The sequence below is a fragment of the Microbacterium sp. B35-04 genome (assembly GCF_010634885.1).
Taxonomy (GTDB): domain Bacteria; phylum Actinomycetota; class Actinomycetes; order Actinomycetales; family Microbacteriaceae; genus Microbacterium.
In genome coordinates, this window is sequence record NZ_MWLP01000097.1 from 1 (window position 1) to 19,957 (window position 19,957).

The following is a 19,957-nucleotide window of genomic DNA, read 5'->3' on the forward strand; positions in this document are numbered from 1 at the left end:
GGATGCCGCGGCCGACGCGCTGGCTGGCGGCGGCGGTCTGCTCCTCGACGTGGTTTACGGGCACTGGCCGACGGCACTGTCGGCCGCGTGGGAGCGTGCCGGGAACCCGGCGCGGTCGGGACTCGGGATGCTGCTGCACCAGGCACTGCTGCAGGTCCGGATCTTCCGCAACGGCGACCCGGACGCGCCTCTCGCGCGTGAGGACGAATCGCTGGAGGCGATGCGCCGCGTGCTCGAGGAGCCCACGACGGCGTAACGGCGGTCCGGGGCGTGGGAGACTGGACCAATGCTCCGCGTGCTCACGGCCGGCGAATCGCACGGCCCCGAACTCGTCGCCGTCATGGAGGGCCTGCCCGCGGGCGTCCCCATCTCCCGCGCCGCGATCCAGGCGGATCTCGCGCGCCGCAAGCTCGGCTACGGCCGCGGCTCGCGGATGAAGTTCGAAGAGGACGAGCTGACCATCTCGTCCGGCGTCGTGCACGGCACGAGCCTCGGCAGCCCGATCGCCCTGCGCATCGGCAACACCGAATGGCCCAAGTGGGTCGAGGTCATGAGCCCCGAGCCCGTGGAACTCACCGAGAAGTCCCGCGGCCGCGGCGCCGCGCTCACGCGCCCTCGTCCCGGCCACGCCGACCTCGTCGGCATGCAGAAATACGGCTTCGACGAAGCCCGGCCGATCCTCGAGCGCGCGAGCGCCCGCGAGACGGCCGCCCGCGTCGCCCTCGGCGCACTCACACGAGCGTTCCTGGCCGAGCTCGGCATCCGTCTCGTCAGCCACACGCTCTCGATCGGGCCCGTGCGCGTGCCCGAGGGCGCGGCCCTGCCCACGCCGGACGACGTCGAGGCACTCGACGCCGATCCGCTCCGCTGCTTCGACGCCGCGACGAGCGCCGCCATGGTGGCCGAGGTCGACGACGCGCGTAAAGAGGGCGACACGCTCGGCGGCATCGTCGAGGTGCTGGCCTACGGACTGCCGCCCGGACTCGGCTCGCACGTGCACTGGGACCGCCGCCTCGATGCCAAGCTGGCACACGCGCTCATGAGCATCCAGGCCATCAAGGGCGTGGAGGTCGGCGACGGGTTCGAGACCACGCGCCGTCGCGGCTCCGCCGCCCACGACGAGCTGTTCGTGGCGGGGGACGGCATCACGCGCTCGAGCGACAAGGCGGGCGGCACCGAGGGCGGCATGTCGACCGGGACCGTCCTGCGGGTGCGCGCCGGCATGAAGCCGATCGCGACCGTGCCGCGGGCGCTGCGCACGGTGGACGTCGCGACCGGCGACGCCGCGTCGGCGCACCACCAGCGCTCGGACGTGTGCGCCGTGCCGGCGGCGGGCGTCGTCGCCGAGGCCATGGTCGCCGTCGTCCTGGCCGAGGTCGTGCTGGAGAAGTTCGGCGGCGACAGCGTCGCCGAGACGCGACGCAACCTCGAGGGCTACCTCGCGGCGATCCCCGACGCGCTGCACAGCGCCGCCGAGAGCGACGCCGGCCTCGCCGAGCATGACCTCGCACTCTGACGCCGTCGTGCTGATCGGCCCGATGGGGGCCGGAAAGACCAGCATCGGCAAGAAGGCCGCGCGCGCGCTCGGCCTGCCCTTCTTCGACACCGACGCCGCGGTCGTGCGCGACCACGGACCGATCGAGCAGCTCTTCGTCGAACACGGCGAAGCGCGCTTCCGTGCGGCGGAGCGCGATGCCGTCCGCGAGGGCCTGGCCACAGGCGGCATCGTCTCGCTCGGCGGCGGGGCGATCATGGACGCCGACACCCGTGCAGAGCTCGCAGGTCTCCGCGTCGTGCTCCTCACCGTGTCGCCGCGCGTCGTGGCGGGCCGCGTGCGCGACTCGAACCGACCGCTGCTGCAGGGGGGCGACGACGCCATCGAGCGCTGGACCGCGATCTTCGAAGAGCGCCGGCCCGTGTACGAAGAGCTCGCCGACGTCACGTTCGACACGTCCACCGGCCCGCTGCAGGACGTCGTCGACGCCCTCGTCGCGTGGGTGCGCGGCCAGAGCACCCCGCCGCACGACCACGCCGCCGGCGGCTCGGCCGGACCGAGTGAGATCAGCCCGCGCGACAGCAGCCCCCGCGAGAAGGAGCAGACGCCATGACCGACGCCACGACCATCACCGTGAGCGGCGACGCGAGCTACGACATCACCGTGGGCCACGGCATCCTGTCCTCCCTCGGCGAGGCCTTGCCGGCCGCTGCCCGCAAGGTGCTCGTGATCCACCCGCCGACGCTCGCGGCACAGGCCGAGAGTCTGCGCGCGCAGCTGGTCGGCGACCGCGAGGTGCTGCTCGCCGAGATCCCCGACGCCGAGGCGGGAAAGCGCATCGAGGTCGCCGCCTTCTGCTGGCAGGTGATGGGCAAGGCCGATTTCACGCGGACCGACGTCGTCGTGGGCTTCGGCGGGGGAGCGGTCACCGATCTCGCCGGCTTCGTCGCGGCCACGTGGCTGCGCGGCGTCGAGGTCGTGCAGGTTCCCACCACCGTTCTCGGCATGGTCGATGCGGCAGTCGGCGGCAAGACCGGCGTGAACACCGCCGAGGGCAAGAACCTCGTCGGAGCCTTCTGGGCGCCGCGCGCCGTCATCTGCGACCTCGATCTGCTCGGCTCGCTGTCGCGCAACGAGCGCGTCGCAGGCTACGCCGAGGTGGTGAAGGCCGGATTCATCTGGGCGCCCGAGATCCTCGACCTGGTCGAGGCCGACCCCGAGACTGCCGTCGACCCGCAGAGCGCCGCGTTCCGCCGCACCATCGAGCTCGCCATCGAGATGAAGGCGCGCGTCGTGGGGGAGGACCTGCGCGAGGCGGGTCTGCGCGAGATCCTCAACTACGGACACACGCTCGGCCACGCCATCGAGCACGCCGAGCGCTACCGCTGGCGTCACGGCGCCGCGATCTCGGTCGGCATGGTCTTCGCCGCCGAGCTGTCGCGGCTCGCCGGCCGGCTTCCGGATGCCGCCGCCCAGCGCCACCGCGACATCCTCGGCTCGCTCGGCCTGCCGACGACGTACGGCGCCGGGCGCTGGCCTACGCTGCTCGCGACCATGCAGCGCGACAAGAAGAGCCGAGGAGGCATGCTGCGCTTCATCGTGCTCGACGACGTCGCCAAGCCCACGGTGCTGCAGGCACCCGACGAATCACTGCTCTTCGCCGCCTACCAGGAGGTCTCGGGCGGATGAGCACCCGGCAGCACCGCGGTAGGGTGCTCGGATGACGGCATCGCCCGATCCGCGCCTGACGGTGCGCCGCATCCGCTCCGATGAATGGGCTGCCGTGCGGGCACTTCGGCTGGAGTCGACGAGCGACCCCGATGCGGGGATCGCGTTCCTTGAGACGCCCGAGCAGGTGGCCGAGCGCCCCGATGAGTTCTGGCGCGACCGCGCGGACAAGGCGGCGACGAGCGAGACCGCCGCGCAGTTCGTCGCGGTCGTCGACGATGTCTGGGTCGGAAGCCTGTCGGTGCTGATCCGGGCCACCGGACACAAGGACGCACTCGGCCGGTACGTCGACGATCGCCGAGCCGACGTCGTGGGCGTGTACGTGAACCCCGGCCACCGCGGGACGGGTGCGGTCGACGCCCTGCTCGCCGCGGCCGCCGCATGGGCGGCGAGCCTCGGGCTCGACCGGATCTCGCTCGACGTCCACCGCGACAACCCGCGCGCCGAGGGCGCCTACCGACGTGCCGGCTTCGCGCGCACCGGCGAGACCTACGCCAGTGTGATCGGGCCCCAGATCGTCATGGAGCGCCCCCTGCCGTGACGGGTAACCGGTCCGGGCGCGCTGATATCGTGCGAACATGACCCACCCCCGCCGCCTGCTCCTCGTCAACGGGCCCAACCTCAACCTGCTGGGCACCCGGGAACCCGGCATCTACGGCACCGCGACGCTGGCCGACGTCGAGCGCGTGACGACGGATGCCGCCGCGCAGCGCGGCTTCGAGGTGCGGGCTGTGCAGAGCAACCACGAGGGCGTGCTCCTCGATGCGATCCACGAAGCCCGCGACGACTGCGCCGGCATCGTGATCAACCCCGGCGGCCTCACTCACACGTCGGTGGTGCTGCGCGACGCACTGTCGGGCGTCGGCCTTCCGGTCGCCGAGGTGCACATCTCGGATGTGAGGTCCCGCGAGGAGTTCCGCCGTCATTCCTACGTCGCCGACGTCGCCGTCGTGCACGTCATCGGCGAGGGCGTGCCCGGCTACGCGACGGCCGTCGCACGCCTCGTGGACATCCTCACCGGGCAGGCCGAGGGCTGAGGAATCGCCCGGGACCAGGCATCCCGTAGAATCGAACGTCGGCGCTGCCGGTCCTCGAGCATGTCGACGGGCAGCGACCGCCTCTCGCTTCACGTCGCTCACACCACAACGAAACGGATTCGCACCCTCATGGCATCCACCGCAGACATCAAGAACGGCGTCGTCCTCAGCATCGACGGTCAGCTCTGGAACGTCATCGAGTTCCAGCATGTCAAGCCGGGCAAGGGTGGCGCGTTCGTGCGCACGAAGCTCAAGAACGTCGTCTCGGGCAAGGTCGTCGACCGCACGTACAACGCCGGCGCCAAGATCGACATCGAGAACGTCGACCGTCGCGACTTCACGTACCTGTACAACGACGGCGACAACTTCGTCTTCATGGACGTCGCCGACTACGACCAGATCAACGTGGGAGCCGCCACGGTGGGCGACGCCGCCAACTTCCTGCTCGAGAACCAGCAGGTGCAGATCGCTCTCAACAACGGCAACCCGCTCTACGTCGAGCTCCCGGCGTCGGTCGTCCTCGAGATCACGTACACCGAGCCCGGCCTGCAGGGCGACCGCTCGTCGGCCGGAACCAAGGCCGCCACCGTCGAGACCGGCTACGAGATCCAGGTCCCGCTGTTCGTCGAGACCGGCACCAAGGTCAAGGTCGACACGCGCACCGGCGACTACCTCGGCCGCGTCAACTGAGGTCGGCGGCCGCTGACCGATGAGTGCCCGCACGAAGGCGCGCAAACGCGCGCTCGACATCCTGTTCCAGGCCGACGTCCGCGGCGATGCGCCGGCGACCGTCCTCGCCGCCGAGGCGAAGCGGGCCGCGAACGAGCCCGCCCGCGAGGCCTCGTGGCTGTACGCCCGTGAGATCGTCGACGGGGTGATCGACAACCAGGACGCCATCGACGAGCAGATCACCACGTTCGCCAAGGACTGGAGCATCGCCCGCATGCCTGCGGTCGACCGCGCCGTCCTGCGAATCGGCGCATGGGAGATCCTCTACAACGACGAGGTCCCGACCGCGGTCGCCATCGACGAGGCGGTCGAGCTCGTCAAGGAGTTCTCGACCGACGAATCGGGACCCTTCGTCCACGGCGTGCTCGCCCGGATCGCGCGCGCAGGCTGACCGCGATGCATCCGCCGCGGTGTCGGCGGGCCTCGGCAGGATGGATGCCGTGACCCCGCCGTCCGCCGGACCCCCGCCGTTCGTCGACCCCGGGCACATCCGCCGGCACACCGACAGCGGCTCGTACGAGCGGGGCGCCGCGTACTTCGCCGACGGCGCGGTGCAGCGACTCGATTGGGACCCGGTCACCTGCGTGATCGAGGCCGTCGTGGCCGGCAGCGCCGGGCGGACGTACCGCTGCCGCGTCCGGCTCGACCCGCAGCGCACGGACCACCCCATCGCCGCGACCTCGTGCACGTGCCCGGTGCAGTTCGACTGCAAGCACACGGTCGCGACGCTGCTCGCAGCCAACCGGCTGGCGGCGTCGGCCCCGGCGTCGCCCGGTGAATCGTCGTGGCGGACGGTGTTCGCGTCGCCGGCGCCCGCGCCGCGGGCCCACACGCCCCTCGCGCTGGGCGTCGAGCTGCGTCAGCGCATCCGTCGCGGCGCGTCGGCGTGGGCACCGGCGCGTGTCGAGTCCGCCACTCCCCGCGGCCTGCATCAGCACGGCGCCGACGTGCTGGTCGGGCTTCGCCCGCTGGAGCGCTCCGCCCGGTCCGACGCATGGATCAAGGGCGGCGTCTCGTGGGATGCCCTGCGGCGGCCGAGCACGGCGTTCGACCCTGTACAGGCGCGGTGGTTCGCCGAGCTGCACAGCATCGGCCGCGACGTCCGCTCGTTCGGCGCCTTCTCCGACGTCTCGGACTGGCTCACCCTCGACGACATCGAGTCGAGCCTTCTCTGGCCGCACCTGGCGTCCGCCGCGGACCGCGGCATCCCGTTCGTCCCGACGAAGCGCAATGCGACGGTCGCACTGGCGTCCGCGGCGACCGTCGCGGTGCAGGCGCAGCGCACCGGGCGCGGCCTCGAGATCGTCCCGGTCGTCACGATCGACGGCGAGCAGACCCTCGCAACGCCCTCTCCGGCCGCCGGCGCGTCGTCCGGAGCCTCGGGGCGCGTGGGCCCAGCCGCGACTCTGCGTCCGGTCGGCCGCACGGGCGTCTACCGGTTCACGGTGCAGCGCGAGCGCATCGAGCTGGTGCTGGCGGCCGTCGCGCTGCCCGACCCGGTGCCCGCGCTGCTCACCGCCCGCGAAGCCGTGACCGTCCCGGCGGACGAGGCTGAGGAGTTCGTGCGCGAGCACCTGCCGCGCATCGCGCGCCGGGTGGATGTCGAGGCGCCTGGAATCGACGTCGCCCCGCCGCCCCGGCCGACGCTCGTGGTGCTGGTGCGATTCGAACCGGGGCATCGGCTCGTCTACACGCTCTCGTGGCGTTACGGCGACGGCGAGCTGCTCGGCCTCGATGCGACCGGCGACGACGGCGACCCGGCGCTGGAGCGCGAGATCCGCGACCGCGTCGAGTCGCTCTGGCGCGATCATGCGCCGGTCGACCTCGCGAGCGCCGACACGCTGTCGGGGATCGTGGCGGCGGAGTTCGCGTCGCAGCTGCTGCCGCTGCTCGAGGCCGACGCCGACGTCCGTGTGGAGATCTCAGGCGAACGTCCGCATTACCGTGAGCTCGTCGGCGATCCGCGCATCGACATCACGTCCGTCGAGACGACCGACGCCGATTGGTTCGACCTGGGCGTCGTCGTGACGATCGATGGCCGCAGCATCCCGTTCGGGACGCTGTTCACCGCGCTCTCGCGGGGTCGCAAGAAGATCCTGCTGAGCGACGGGGCGTACTTCTCGCTGTCGCATCCCTCGCTCCAGCGCCTGCGCGACCTCATCGACGAGGCGGGCGAGCTCGACGAATGGGAGACCGGGCCGCGCATCAGCCGGTATCAGACCGCCCTGTGGGCGGATTTCGAGGATCTCGCGGACGAGGCGCAGCCCGCGGTCTCGTGGCGGGCCACCGTGGAGGCGCTGCGCGACGCCGACGGGGTTCCCTCCGCACCGCTCCCTGCCGCGCTGCAGGCGGATCTCCGCCCGTACCAGCGGGTCGGGTACGACTGGCTGGCCTTCCTGTGGCAGCACCGGCTCGGCGGCATCCTGGCCGACGACATGGGCCTCGGCAAGACGCTGCAGCTGCTCGCCCTCATCGCGCACGCGCGCGAAACCGGTGAGAAGCGCCCGTTCCTGGTGGTGGCGCCGACATCCGTCCTCTCGACGTGGCGGAGCGAGGCGGCGCGCTTCGTGCCCGACCTGCGCGTGGCCGTCATCGACTCGACACGTGCGAAGCGCGGGACGACGGTGACGGATGCCGCAGCCGCCGCCGTCATCGTGGTCACGTCGTACACGCTCCTGCGACTGGACGAAGCCGAGTTCGCACGCGTCACATGGGCCGGCCTCATCCTCGACGAGGCGCAGTTCGTCAAGAACAGCCAGACCAAGGCGTACCGGGCGGCGCGCGATCTGCCGGCGGACGTCGTCTTCGCCGTCACCGGCACGCCGCTCGAGAACAGCCTCACCGAGCTGTGGGCCCTGCTCTCGCTGGCTGCTCCCGGGCTGTTCGCCTCCGCGCGGCGGTTCCGGGAGGAGTACGTCGGCCCCATCGAGAAGGGCAAAGTGCCCGAGAACCAGGAAGGCGGCGCCTATCGCGCGGGCCGCCTGGCGCGCCTTCGGCGCCGCATCCGTCCGCTGGTGCTGCGGCGCACGAAGGAACTGGTCGCCGCCGACCTGCCTGCCAAGCAGGAGCAGGAGGTGCGGATCGAGCTCGGGGCGGCCCACCGCGCCCTGTATGACACGGTGCTGCAGCGCGAGCGCCAGAAGGTGCTGGGGCTGTTGGAGGACCTCGACCGCAACCGGTTCATCGTGTTCCGCTCCCTGACGCTGCTGCGCATGCTGAGCCTCGCCCCCGAGCTCGTCGACCCGGCGTACTCCCACATCGCGCCGAGCAAGCTCGGCGCGCTCTTCGAGCAGCTCGACGAAGCCCTCGCCGAGGGGCATCGCGCCCTCGTGTTCAGCCAGTTCACGTCGTTCCTCGGCCTCGTCTCCGCCCGGCTCGACGAGCGGGGCATCCCGTACGCGTATCTCGACGGGTCGACGCGCGATCGCGATGCCGCCGTCGACGCCTTCCGCGGGGGAGAGGCGCCGGTGTTCCTCATCAGCCTCAAGGCGGGCGGCTTCGGTCTCACGCTGACGGAGGCCGACTACGTGTTCCTGCTCGATCCGTGGTGGAACCCCGCAGCCGAGGCGCAGGCGGTCGACCGGGCGCACCGCATCGGCCAGCACCGCAGCGTGATGGTGTACCGGCTCATCGCGAACGGGACCATCGAGGAGAAGGTCATGGCGCTGCAGCAGCGCAAGTCGCGGCTGTTCCGTTCCGTGATGGACGACGACGCCCTGTTCGGCCAGGCGCTCACCGCCGACGACATCTGCGGACTCTTCGACGAGTGATCCGGGCCATCCCGGTCCGGAGCGCGCGGGGACGGGGCGGGATCTGCTTTTGCACGGCCGGGCCGCGCGGTGGCGTCGGCCGGCCTCGCCTAGACTCGTCTGGTTCGACGGTACGACTGCTGGATAGGGGAGGAGTCCCATGCGCATCACGGGCCTCGGCCACGCCGGAATGTTCATCGAGACGGCGGGAGGAAGCATCCTCTGCGACCCGGTGATCGGCCCGACCTTCTTCGGGTCGTGGTTCCCGTTCCCCGACAACCGCGGGCTCGACTGGGCGAAGTACGGCAACGCCGACTTCCTCTACATCTCGCACCGCCACCGCGACCACTTCGACCCGGCGCTCATGCAGCGCCACGTGCCGAAGGACATCAAGGTCCTGCTGCCGGATTACCCGACCGACGATCTCGAGCAGGACCTGCGACGGCTCGGCTACGACAACATCGTCTACACGCAGGCCGGGGTGCCGCTCGAGTTCGGCCCGCTCAAGCTCATGGTGACGCCCCTCCGCGCCCCCAGTGACGGGCCGATCGGCGACTCCTCGCTGAGCGTCGACGACGGGACCGCCAGCATCCTGAATCAGAACGACTCGCATCCGCTCGACCTCGAGAAGCTGATGTCGTTCTCGAAGCCCGAGGCGTACTTCACGCAGGTGTCGGGCGCCATCTGGTGGCCGATGGTCTACGACCTGCCGCAGGATGCCAAGCAGAACTTCGCGAAGCTCAAGCGCGACGCGCAGAACAAGCGGGCGATGTACTACATCGAGAAGGTCGACGCCGAGCACGTCTTCCCGATGGCCGGCCCGCCGATGTTCCTGCGCGAGGAGCTGTTCAAGTACAACGGCTACGGCCTCGACGGCGACGCCATCTTCACCGACCAGCGGCAGTTCCTGCAGCACATGAAGGACCTCCGCCCCGACCAGAAGGGCTACGAGTTCGTGCCCGGCACCGTGGTCGAGCTGAACGACGGCGCGCTCTCGGTCACGCAGACGCTCTACACGGATGCCGAGATCGACCGGATCTTCGACGACAAGTGGTCGTATCTCGCCGAACAGCAGGGCAGCCGCCAGGACGAGATCCGCGCCGAGGAGGCCACCCGCGCAGCGGTGCTGCCTCCGGACGAGATGCTGGCCGCGATCAAGGAGTGGTGGGAGCCGCTACTGCGCCGTGCCCGCACCATCCGCAACGGCGTCGGCGGCGTCGTGCGCTTCCGCATCGGCGACCTCGACATGGTCGTGGACTTCCCGAAGGCGAAGGTCCGCGAGTACCAGGACGACGAGTGCATCTACTGGTACACGATCCCGGCCGACCTGGTCTCGACCAACATCGCCGACCACGAGATCGACTGGTCGAACTCGATCTTCCTCTCGATGCAGTTCGAGGTCGGCCGCAGCGGCAAGTTCAACGAGTTCCTGACGACGTTCCTCAAGTGCCTTTCGCGAGACCGGATCGAGTACGTCGAGAACTGGTACGCGGAGCAGACCGATCAGACCGAAGACGCCCGGCTGGGCGAGTGGAAGGTGCAGCGCCGCTGCCCGCACCTGCGTGCGGACCTCACCAAGACCGGCAAGATCGAGGACGGCGTGCTCACCTGCTCCCTCCACGACTGGAAGTGGGACCTGGCCAGCGGCAAGTGTCTCACCAGCCAGGGGCACCCGATCCGTGCGTCGCTGGTCGAGGACGACGCGCACCGCGAGGTGACGACGCCCGCCGCCTGAGCGGACCGCGGCGCCGTCTGGTTGTAGACCTTCTACAACCAGACGGCGTTTCTGCGCCCGAAGGTGTGTATCCCCGGTGCCAATCCGTGCCGATCCGTATCACCGTGCGGCCGAGGGAGTCCTGATCACCGTGCCCGCGATCGCGGGCGATCAGAACCCGAAGGAGTCACGCCATGACCACCGTTCCCGTCCGCGGCGCCGCCGGCGTCGTCGCCCCCGCACGCACCGGCCGTCCGAGCACGATCCGCACCCTGCTGTCATGGGAGGCGCGCGCCGAAGCTGCGACAAAGACCGCGCTGCAGCGCTGGAGCATCCCGGCGCTGCGCATCGCCCTCGGCGGTGTGTTCGTCGTCTTCGGCGCGATGAAGTTCTTCCCCGGAGTGAGCCCCGTCGAGGCTCTCGTGAGCCAGACGTGGGAGAAGCTGACGTTCGGACTCGTGAGCGGCCAGGCGGCGCTCGTCGCCACCGCGCTGATCGAGGTCGCGGCGGGAGCCCTCCTCATCGCCGGGGGCGCCTTCGCCCGCGTCGGCCTCGTGGTGCTCGCGCTCGCGTTCGTCGGCATCCTCTCGCCGCTCGTGCTGCTGCCTGCCGAGGTGTTCGGCACCGCCGGCCCGACGCTCACCGGACAGTACATCTTCAAGAACGTCGTGCTGATCGCCGCCGCCCTCGTCGTCGCCTCGCAGGTGCTGCGCGGGCCTGCCACGCGCCCCTGACGATCACGAGGCGCACCCCGAAGGCCGGTCCCGATTGGGGCCGGCCTTCGCGGTGACGTAGACTGGGCGGCGATCACAGCAACCTTTAACCCCGTCCCGTGAGGCGGAGAAGGGAGCGGCGGATGAGCACGCGCACCGTGCTGCACGAGGCCGACATCGCCCGGGCCCTGACTCGGATCTCCCACGAGATCCTCGAGTCCAACAAGGGTCCCGAGGGCCTGGTCCTCCTCGGCATCCCCACTCGCGGCGTCACCCTCGCCCACCGCATCGGCGCGCTCGTCGAGCAGTTCGGCGGCGTCACCGTCCCGATCGGGGCCCTCGACGTCACGATGTACCGCGACGACCTGCACCGCAATCCGACGCGTGCCCCGCAGCGCACCCAGATTCCGCCAGGCGGCATCGACGGCAAGGTGGTCGTGCTCGTGGACGACGTCCTCTTCTCAGGACGCAGCATCCGTGCCGCCCTCGACGCCCTGCAGGACATCGGCCGGCCCGCTGCGGTGCGGCTGGCGACGCTCGTCGACCGGGGCCACCGCGAACTGCCGATCCGCCCCGACTTCGTCGGCAAGAACCTGCCGAGCTCCCGCGAAGAGCGCGTGAACGTGCGCCTGCACGAGACCGACGGCGCCGAATCCGTCACGATCGAAGGACGGTGACCGGAGCATGAGGCACCTGCTCGACACCCGGACGCTCGCCCGCCAGGATGCGCTGCGCATCCTCGACGTGGCCGAGGACATGGCCGACACGCAGCGGCGCGAGGTCAAGAAGCTCCCCACCCTGCGGGGCAAGACCGTCGTCAACCTATTCTTCGAGGACTCGACACGCACGCGCATCTCGTTCGAGGCCGCCGCGAAGCGACTGTCGGCCGATGTCATCAACTTCTCGGCGAAGGGCTCGAGCGTCTCGAAGGGGGAGTCGCTGCAGGACACGGCGCAGACCCTCCAGGCGATGGGAGCGGATGCCGTCGTCATCCGCCACGGCGCGTCTGGCGCCCCCCGCACCCTCGCGACCAGCGGCTGGATCAGCGCCGGCGTCGTCAACGCCGGCGACGGCACCCACGAGCACCCGACACAGGCGCTCCTGGACGCCTTCACGATCCGCAAGCGCCGGTTCGGCGACGACAGCCGCGGCCGCGACCTCGCGGGCATGAAGGTCGCGATCGTCGGCGACATCCTGCACTCGCGGGTGGCCCGGTCCAATGTCTGGCTGCTGCACACCCTCGGCGCTCACGTGACCCTCGTCGCGCCCCCCACCCTCGTGCCGCAGGATATGTCGCGCTGGCCGGTGCGGACGCTCTATGACCTCGACGAGGCGATCGCGTCGGCACCGGACGCGCTCATGATGCTGCGCATCCAGCTGGAGCGCATGAACGCCGCGTATTTCCCCACTGAACGGGAGTATTCGCGCCGCTGGGGCCTCGACGCACGCCGCCTTCAGGCGCTCGGAGCGGATAGCATTGTCATGCACCCCGGACCCATGAACCGGGGTCTGGAGATCTCCGCAGAAGCCGCGGACTCGCCGCGCTCGACCGTGCTCGAGCAGGTGGCGAACGGCGTCTCGGTGCGCATGGCCGCGCTCTACCTGCTGCTGGCGGGCGCGGAGCACGACGCAGCCGACAGCACACCCGCGATGAACGCGCCCGCCCCGGTGGGCTCAGAGAAGGAGAACACCCCGTGAGCGAGACCCTTCTCTTCCGCGGCGCCCAGGTCGAGGCCACCACCCTCGCCGACGTGATCGTCGCGGACGGCGTCATCGCCGAGATCGGCCCCGGCCTGAGCCGCGCCGGCGCGACCGTGGTCGACGTCGACGGCCTCGTGCTGCTGCCGGGCCTGGTCGATCTGCACTCGCATCTGCGCGAACCCGGGTACGAGGCATCCGAGACGATCCTGACCGGATCGCGCGCCGCCGCGGCGGGCGGCTACACCGCCGTGTTCGCGATGCCCAACACCTCGCCGGTCGCCGACACGGCCGGTGTCGTCGAGCAGGAGCTCGCCCTCGGTGAGGCGGCCGGCTTCGTCACGGTGCAGCCGATCGGTGCGGTGACCGTCGGGCAGAAGGGCGAGCGCCTGGCCGAGCTCGGCGCCATGGCCGACTCCCGCGCCCGTGTGCGCGTCTTCAGCGACGACGGCTTCTGCGTCTGGGACCCGCTCATCATGCGGCGAGCGCTCGAGTACGTGAAGGCGTTCGACGGCGTCGTCGCGCAGCACGCGCAGGACCCGCGCCTCACCGAGGGCGCGCAGATGAACGAGGGCGCCGTGTCCGCGGAGCTGGGACTCGCCGGCTGGCCCGCGGTCGCCGAAGAGTCGATCATCGCCCGCGACGTGCTCCTCGCCGAGCACGTCGGCTCGCGCCTGCACGTCTGCCACCTCTCGACGGCGGGCTCGGTCGACATCATCCGCTGGGCCAAGCGCCGCGGCGTGGACGTGACGGCCGAGGTCACCCCGCACCACCTGCTCCTGACCGACGAGCTGGTACGCGACTACGACGCCCGCTTCAAGGTCAACCCGCCGCTGCGCCGCGAGGAGGACGTGCTCGCGGTGCGCGAGGGCCTCGCCGACGGCACGATCGACATCGTCGCGACCGACCACGCCCCCCACCCCGCCGAGTCGAAGGCGTGCGAGTGGCACGCGGCGGCCAACGGCATGGTGGGCCTCGAGAGCGCGCTGCGGGTCGTGCAGCAGTCGATGGTCGACACCGGACTGCTCACCTGGGGCGATGTCGCACGGGTGATGTCGCGCGAGCCCGCGCGCATCGGCCGCCTCGCGGGGCACGGCACCCCGCTCACCGAGGGCCAGCCGGCATCCCTCGCGTTCTACGACCCGGCGCCCCGCCGCACCTTCACGACCGACGATCTGCGTGGTCGGAGCCTGAACTCGCCGTACCTCGGCCGCGAGCTTCCCGGCGAGGTGCGCTGGACGCTCCACCAGGGAACGGTCACCGTCGCCGACGGCGCTCTGCTCGACACCCCGGGGGTGCGCGCGTGACCCGTGAAGGGGCCCTGGCCGTCATGATCGCCGTGGCCGTCGTGCTGCTCGCCGCGCTCGCGTGGGCGTGGTGGCGGCGGACGCGACGGGATGCCGCGCCGCTCGTCCATTCGGGCGAGCTGCCCGCCGACGCACACGTGCGTGCGTCCTTCGACGCCCTGTACGTCGCGACGACCGCCCGCGACACTCCGCTGGAGCGGATCGCGGCCCCCGGCATGGCGTTCCGCTCGAAGGCGACCGTCATCGTCGCCGACGAGGGTGTGGCGATCGGCCTCACCGGACAGGACCCGTTCGTGCTGACGCCCGACCGCATCGTCGACGTCGACCAGTCCACCGTCGCGATCGACCGGGTGGTCGAGCCGGGCGGACTCACCCGGCTGACCTGGCGCACCGACGCCGGCACGACCGTCGACAGCTACTTCCGACCCCAGGATGCCTCGGCCCGCGCTCTCGCGGACGCTGTGGCCGGCATCCTTCCGCCGAACCAGACGGGAACCGACTCATGACCTCCCTCTTCCAGACCGACCCCGCAGTCCTCGTGCTCGAGGACGGGACCCGTCACACCGGACGCGCGTACGGCGCCCAGGGCACCTCGATCGGCGAGGTGGTGTTCTCCACCGGCATGACCGGGTACCAGGAGACGCTCACCGATCCCTCGTACGCGGGCCAGATCGTGCTGCAGACCGCGCCGCACATCGGCAACACCGGCATGAACGACGAGGACCCGGAATCGCGCCGCATCTGGGTGGCGGGGTACATCGTGCGCGACCCCTCCCGCGTCGTCTCGAACTGGCGCGCCGACGAGTCGCTCGACGCGGCCCTGGCGAGGGACGGCGTGGTGGGCATCAGCGGCATCGACACGCGCGCCGTGACCCGCCACATCCGCTCGGCCGGCAGCATGCGCGGCGCGATCTTCTCCGGCGACGCGGCGAGCATCGATGCCGAGGAGCAGCTGCGTCTCGTCCGCGAGGCTCCGCAGATGGCCGGTCAGAACCTCTCCGCCCAGGTGTCGGTGGCCGTCGCCGAGGTGACGAAGGCGACCGGCGAGCGCATCGGCAACCTCGCCGTGCTCGACCTCGGCGTGAAGCAGGCGACCGTCGACAACCTCGCCGCGCGGGGATTCGACGTGCATGTGCTGCCGCAGGACGTCACGATCGACCAGATCCGTGCGATCGACCCGGTGGCCGTGTTCTACTCCAACGGCCCGGGCGACCCGGCGGCTTCGGGCGACCACGTCGACCTGCTGCGCGGCGTGCTCGACGACGGACTGCCGTTCTTCGGCATCTGCTTCGGCAACCAGCTGCTCGGCCGGGCGCTCGGCCTCGGCACCTACAAGCTGCCCTTCGGCCACCGCGGCATCAACCAGCCGGTGCTCGACAAGTCCACGGGCCGCGTCGAGATCACGGCCCACAACCACGGCTTCGCAGTGGACGCCCCGGTCGACGGCGAGTTCGACAGCCCGAACGGCTACGGCCGCATCGAGGTCAGCCACGTCGGGCTGAACGACCAGGTGGTCGAGGGCCTGCGCGCCCTCGACATCCCGGCGTTCTCCGTGCAGTACCACCCCGAGGCCGCCGCCGGCCCGCACGACGCCAACTACCTGTTCGACCGCTTCCGCGACCTCGTCGTCGCGAACCTCCAGAAGAAGGCCGCGAAGTAATGCCCAAGCGCGACGACATCCGCTCCGTCCTGGTCATCGGCTCCGGCCCGATCGTCATCGGGCAGGCGTGCGAGTTCGACTACTCGGGCACGCAGGCCTGCCGCGTGCTGCGCGAAGAGGGCGTGCGCGTCATCCTCGTCAACTCGAACCCGGCCACCATCATGACCGACCCCGACTTCGCCGACGCGACGTACATCGAGCCGATCAACTGGCGTGTCATCGAGACGATCATCGCGAAGGAGAAGCCCGACGCGATCCTGCCGACCCTGGGCGGGCAGACGGCGCTCAACGCCGCGATCGACCTGCACACGCACGGGATCCTCGAGAAGTACGACGTCGAGCTCATCGGCGCCGACTTCGAGGCGATCAACAAGGGCGAGGACCGCCAGATCTTCAAGCAGCTGGTGCTGGATGCCGGCGCCGACGTTGCGGCCTCCCGTATCGCGCACACGATGGACGAGGTGCTCGCCGCCGCCGACGAGCTCGGCTACCCGCTCGTCGTGCGCCCGTCGTTCACGATGGGCGGCCTCGGCTCGGGCTTCGCATACGACGAGAAGGACCTCCGCCGCATCGCCGGCGCGGGCCTGCGCGACTCGCCGACCACCGAGGTGCTGCTCGAGGAGTCGATCCTCGGGTGGAAGGAGTACGAGCTCGAGCTGATGCGCGACACGGCCGACAACACGGTCGTCGTCTGCTCCATCGAGAACGTCGACCCGGTCGGCGTGCACACGGGCGATTCGATCACCGTCGCGCCGGCGCTCACTCTCACCGACCGCGAGTACCAGAAGCTCCGTGACATCGGCATCGACATCATCCGCGCGGTGGGCGTCGACACCGGCGGATGCAACATCCAGTTCGCGGTCGATCCGGCCACCGGCCGCATCATCGTCATCGAGATGAACCCTCGCGTGTCGCGGTCGTCGGCCCTCGCCTCCAAGGCGACCGGCTTCCCCATCGCGAAGATCGCCGCGAAGCTCGCGATCGGCTACCGCCTCGACGAGATCCCCAACGACATCACGAAGGTCACGCCGGCGAGCTTCGAGCCGACGCTGGACTACGTCGTCGTGAAGGTGCCGCGCTTCAACTTCGAGAAGTTCCCCGCCGCCGACACGACGCTGACCACCACGATGAAGTCCGTGGGCGAGGCGATGGCGATCGGCCGCAACTACGCCACCGCGCTGCAGAAGGCGCTGCGCTCGCTCGAGAAGCGCGGCTCCAGCTTCCACTGGGGCGACGAGCCGCGCTCGGCCGACGAGCTGCTCGAGATCGCCCAGACCCCGACCGATGGCCGCATCGTCGTGCTCCAGCAGGCGCTCCGCAAGGGCGCCACGGTCGAGCAGGCGTTCGAGGCGACCAAGATCGACCCGTGGTTCCTCGACCAGATCGTGCTCATCAACGAGGTCGCCGAGTTCGTGCGCCAGGCGGGGGAGCTGGATGCCGCCACCCTGCGCATCGCGAAGGAGCACGGTTTCAGCGACGCCCAGATCGCCGAGCTGCGTTCCGACGCCGAAGCCCAGGTCCGCAGCATCCGTCACGCCCTCGGCATCCGTCCCGTGTACAAGACCGTCGACACCTGCGCGGGGGAGTTCCCGGCGCTCACGCCCTACCACTACTCGAGCTACGACTTCGAGACGGAGGTGACGCCGTCGGAGCGGACCAAGGTCGTCATCATCGGGTCGGGCCCCAATCGCATCGGGCAGGGCGTCGAGTTCGACTACTCGTGCGTGCACGCGTCGTTCGCGCTGGCCGACGCCGGCTACGAGACGGTCATGGTCAACTGCAACCCCGAGACCGTGTCGACCGACTACGACACCTCCGACCGCCTGTACTTCGAGCCGCTGACCCTCGAGGACGTGCTCGAGGTGCTGCACGCGGAGGCGCAGTCGGGCGAGATCCTCGGCGTCATCTGCCAGCTCGGGGGCCAGACGCCCCTCGGCCTCGCCAAGGGGATCGAGGACGCCGGCTACACGATCCTCGGCACCAAGCCCGCCGCGATCGACCTCGCCGAGGAGCGTGAACTGTTCTCGCGCCTGCTCGACGACGCCGGTCTGGTGGCACCGCGCAACGGCACCGCGATCGACGTCGACGGCGCCGTCGCGGTCGCCGAGGAGATCGGCTACCCGGTGCTGGTGCGCCCGAGTTTCGTGCTCGGCGGCCGCGGCATGGAGATCGTCTACTCGACCGAGGCGCTGCGCGACTACTTCGTGCGCATCGCCGACGCCGCGATCATCGGCCCGGGGCTCCCGCTCCTGGTTGACCGCTTCCTCGACGATGCGATTGAGATCGACGTCGACGCGCTGTTCGACGGCGACGAGCTGTACATCGGCGGCGTCATGGAGCACCTCGAGGAGGCCGGCATCCACTCCGGCGACTCCAGCTGCACGCTGCCGCCCGTCAGCCTCGGCCGCACCGACATCGACCGCGTCCGCATCGCGACCCACGCCATCGCCGAGGGCGTCGGCGTGCGGGGCCTCCTCAACGTGCAGTTCGCCATCTCGGCCGGCGTGCTGTACGTCATCGAGGCGAACCCCCGCGCCAGCCGCACCGTGCCATTCGTGTCGAAGGCGCTCGGCATCCCGCTGGCGAAGGCCGCCTCGCGCATCATGGCGGGCTCGACGATCGCCGAGCTGAAGTCCGAGGGGATGCTGCCCGAGCAGGACGGCTCGCGCGTGCCCCTCGACGCCCCCGTCGCCGTGAAGGAGGCCGTGCTGCCCTTCAAGCGGTTCCGCACGGCGGACGGTCAGACCGTGGACTCGGTGCTCGGCCCCGAGATGCGCTCCACCGGCGAGGTCATGGGCATCGACCGCGACTTCCCCACGGCGTTCGCGAAATCGCAGGAGGCCGCGTACGGCGGCATGCCGCAGTCGGGCACCGTCTTCATCTCGGTCGCCGACAGCGACAAGCGCGCCGTGATCCTCCCGGCCCACCGCCTGCAGGAGCTCGGCTTCGACCTGGTCGCGACCGAGGGCACCGCCGAGATCCTCGCCCGCAACGGCATCGCGGTGCGCGTGGTGAGCAAGTACTCCGAGACCCAGGAGTCGGGCGGAACCAACATCGTCGACCTCATCAACGCCGGCGAGATCGACATCGTGGTGAACACCCCGAGCGGCGGCAGCGCCCGCGCCGACGGCTACGAGATCCGCGCGGCGGCGGTGGCCGGCGACAAGGCGCTGTTCACGACCATGGCTGTGCTCGGTGCCGCGGTGAGCGCCCTGCCGGTGCTGCGCGAAGGCTTCCGCGTCAAGAGCCTCCAGGAGTACGCGGCCGATCGGGCGGCGCGGGCATGACCTCGTTCGGCGAGCGCGTCCGCGCGGCGACGGCGACGCACGGGCAGCTGTGCGTCGGCATCGATCCGCACGCGCACCTCCTCGCCGAGTGGGGGATGGATGCCTCCGCCGCCGGTGCGCGGGAGTTCGGCCTGCGCGTCGTGGACGCGGCTGCGGGCCGTGTCGGGGTCGTCAAGCCGCAGGTCTCGTTCTTCGAGCGCTATGGGTCCGCCGGGTTCGCGGCGCTCGAGACCGTGATGGCGGCAGCGCGCGCGGCAGGGCTGCTCGTGATCGCCGACGCGAAGCGCGGCGACATCGGCACGACGATGGACGCCTACGCAGAGGCGTGGCTCACGCCGGGCTCTCCGCTCGAGGCCGACGCGGTGACGGCGAACCCCTTCCTCGGCGTGGGCGCTCTCGAGGGGACGTTCGTCATCGCTGAACGCCACGGCAAGGGCGTGTTCGTGCTCGCCGCGACGAGCAATCCCGATGCCTTCACGGCGCAGCGCGCGGTGCTCCCGAGCAGCGAGACGGTGTCGGCAGCGATCATGCGCGAGATCTCGGAGCGCAACGCCGGCACGACCCCGGACGGGCAATGGGCGAGCCTCGGGGTCGTCGTCGGCGCGACGGTGGACTGGACGGATGCCGGGCTCCGGGTGTTCTCGCCGGTCGCCCCGATCCTCGCTCCGGGCTTCGGTCATCAGGGTGCCGAACCGCACGACCTCCGCGCGCGCTTCGGCGACCTGGCGGAAGCGGTGATAGCGTCGGAGAGCCGCAGCATCCTGGCTGCCGGACCCGACCGGCTCGCCGCGCGCATCTCCGAGCGCGCCCTTCTCTACCGTGGTGATTGACATGCCCGAT

Annotated in this window: 17 protein-coding genes and 1 pseudogene; all 18 read left to right on the forward strand. The window is 70.7% G+C overall.

What is annotated here, in order from left to right; all coding sequences use genetic code 11:
* Positions 1-256, forward strand: a pseudogene (locus tag B1729_RS17890) (shikimate dehydrogenase); the annotation flags it as partial.
* A gap of 30 nt (positions 257-286) precedes the next feature.
* Positions 287-1,516 carry a chorismate synthase gene (aroC, locus tag B1729_RS17895; protein WP_163634132.1) on the forward strand — a complete coding sequence of 410 codons (1,230 nt, stop codon included), beginning with the start codon at positions 287-289 and terminating at the stop codon, positions 1,514-1,516.
* Positions 1,500-2,108 (forward strand): shikimate kinase, encoded by a 609-nt coding sequence (locus B1729_RS17900; RefSeq protein ID WP_163634134.1) that lies wholly within the window; start codon positions 1,500-1,502, stop codon positions 2,106-2,108. Before aroC ends, B1729_RS17900 begins: the two co-directional genes overlap by 17 nt.
* Positions 2,105-3,184, forward strand: a complete 1,080-nt coding sequence (gene aroB / locus B1729_RS17905) for a 3-dehydroquinate synthase (RefSeq protein ID WP_163617135.1) — start codon at positions 2,105-2,107, stop codon at positions 3,182-3,184. The genes B1729_RS17900 and aroB overlap by 4 nt, the downstream gene beginning before the upstream one ends.
* Before the next feature lie 31 nt (positions 3,185-3,215).
* A complete protein-coding gene (locus tag B1729_RS17910) occupies positions 3,216-3,764 on the forward strand; it encodes a GNAT family N-acetyltransferase (protein WP_163634136.1) in 549 nt (182 codons plus the stop codon).
* A 37-nt stretch (positions 3,765-3,801) separates the two neighbouring features.
* The gene (aroQ, locus tag B1729_RS17915; RefSeq protein ID WP_163634138.1) at positions 3,802-4,260 is read left to right on the forward strand and encodes a type II 3-dehydroquinate dehydratase; all 459 of its coding nucleotides are present in this window, start codon (positions 3,802-3,804) and stop codon (positions 4,258-4,260) included.
* A gap of 129 nt (positions 4,261-4,389) precedes the next feature.
* Positions 4,390-4,950: an elongation factor P gene (efp, locus tag B1729_RS17920; protein ID WP_163617132.1), complete on the forward strand. Its 561-nt coding sequence runs from the start codon at positions 4,390-4,392 to the stop codon at positions 4,948-4,950.
* A 19-nt stretch (positions 4,951-4,969) separates the two neighbouring features.
* Positions 4,970-5,380, forward strand: coding sequence for a transcription antitermination factor NusB (nusB, locus tag B1729_RS17925; protein WP_163617131.1), 411 nt, complete (start codon positions 4,970-4,972; stop codon positions 5,378-5,380).
* 49 nt (positions 5,381-5,429) lie between these two features.
* On the forward strand, positions 5,430-8,759 hold the full coding sequence (locus B1729_RS17930) for a DEAD/DEAH box helicase (protein ID WP_239539704.1): 3,330 nt from the start codon (positions 5,430-5,432) through the stop codon (positions 8,757-8,759).
* Between the two features lie 139 nt (positions 8,760-8,898).
* Positions 8,899-10,473 carry a Rieske 2Fe-2S domain-containing protein gene (locus B1729_RS17935; RefSeq protein ID WP_163617129.1) on the forward strand — a complete coding sequence of 525 codons (1,575 nt, stop codon included), beginning with the start codon at positions 8,899-8,901 and terminating at the stop codon, positions 10,471-10,473.
* A 173-nt stretch (positions 10,474-10,646) separates the two neighbouring features.
* A complete protein-coding gene (locus tag B1729_RS17940) occupies positions 10,647-11,186 on the forward strand; it encodes a DoxX family membrane protein (RefSeq protein WP_163617128.1) in 540 nt (179 codons plus the stop codon).
* A gap of 122 nt (positions 11,187-11,308) precedes the next feature.
* The gene (gene pyrR, locus B1729_RS17945; protein WP_163617127.1) at positions 11,309-11,842 is read left to right on the forward strand and encodes a bifunctional pyr operon transcriptional regulator/uracil phosphoribosyltransferase PyrR; all 534 of its coding nucleotides are present in this window, start codon (positions 11,309-11,311) and stop codon (positions 11,840-11,842) included.
* A 7-nt stretch (positions 11,843-11,849) separates the two neighbouring features.
* Positions 11,850-12,863, forward strand: a complete 1,014-nt coding sequence (locus B1729_RS17950) for an aspartate carbamoyltransferase catalytic subunit (protein ID WP_163617126.1) — start codon at positions 11,850-11,852, stop codon at positions 12,861-12,863.
* The gene (locus B1729_RS17955; protein WP_163617125.1) at positions 12,860-14,170 is read left to right on the forward strand and encodes a dihydroorotase; all 1,311 of its coding nucleotides are present in this window, start codon (positions 12,860-12,862) and stop codon (positions 14,168-14,170) included. Before B1729_RS17950 ends, B1729_RS17955 begins: the two co-directional genes overlap by 4 nt.
* The gene (locus tag B1729_RS17960) at positions 14,167-14,676 is read left to right on the forward strand and encodes a hypothetical protein (protein ID WP_163617124.1); all 510 of its coding nucleotides are present in this window, start codon (positions 14,167-14,169) and stop codon (positions 14,674-14,676) included. Before B1729_RS17955 ends, B1729_RS17960 begins: the two co-directional genes overlap by 4 nt.
* On the forward strand, positions 14,673-15,830 hold the full coding sequence (carA, locus tag B1729_RS17965; RefSeq protein ID WP_163634143.1) for a glutamine-hydrolyzing carbamoyl-phosphate synthase small subunit: 1,158 nt from the start codon (positions 14,673-14,675) through the stop codon (positions 15,828-15,830). Before B1729_RS17960 ends, carA begins: the two co-directional genes overlap by 4 nt.
* The gene (gene carB, locus B1729_RS17970; RefSeq protein WP_163634145.1) at positions 15,830-19,117 is read left to right on the forward strand and encodes a carbamoyl-phosphate synthase large subunit; all 3,288 of its coding nucleotides are present in this window, start codon (positions 15,830-15,832) and stop codon (positions 19,115-19,117) included. The genes carA and carB overlap by 1 nt, the downstream gene beginning before the upstream one ends.
* A complete protein-coding gene (gene pyrF / locus B1729_RS17975) occupies positions 19,114-19,947 on the forward strand; it encodes an orotidine-5'-phosphate decarboxylase (RefSeq protein WP_163617121.1) in 834 nt (277 codons plus the stop codon). Before carB ends, pyrF begins: the two co-directional genes overlap by 4 nt.
* Positions 19,948-19,957 lie beyond the last annotated feature (10 nt).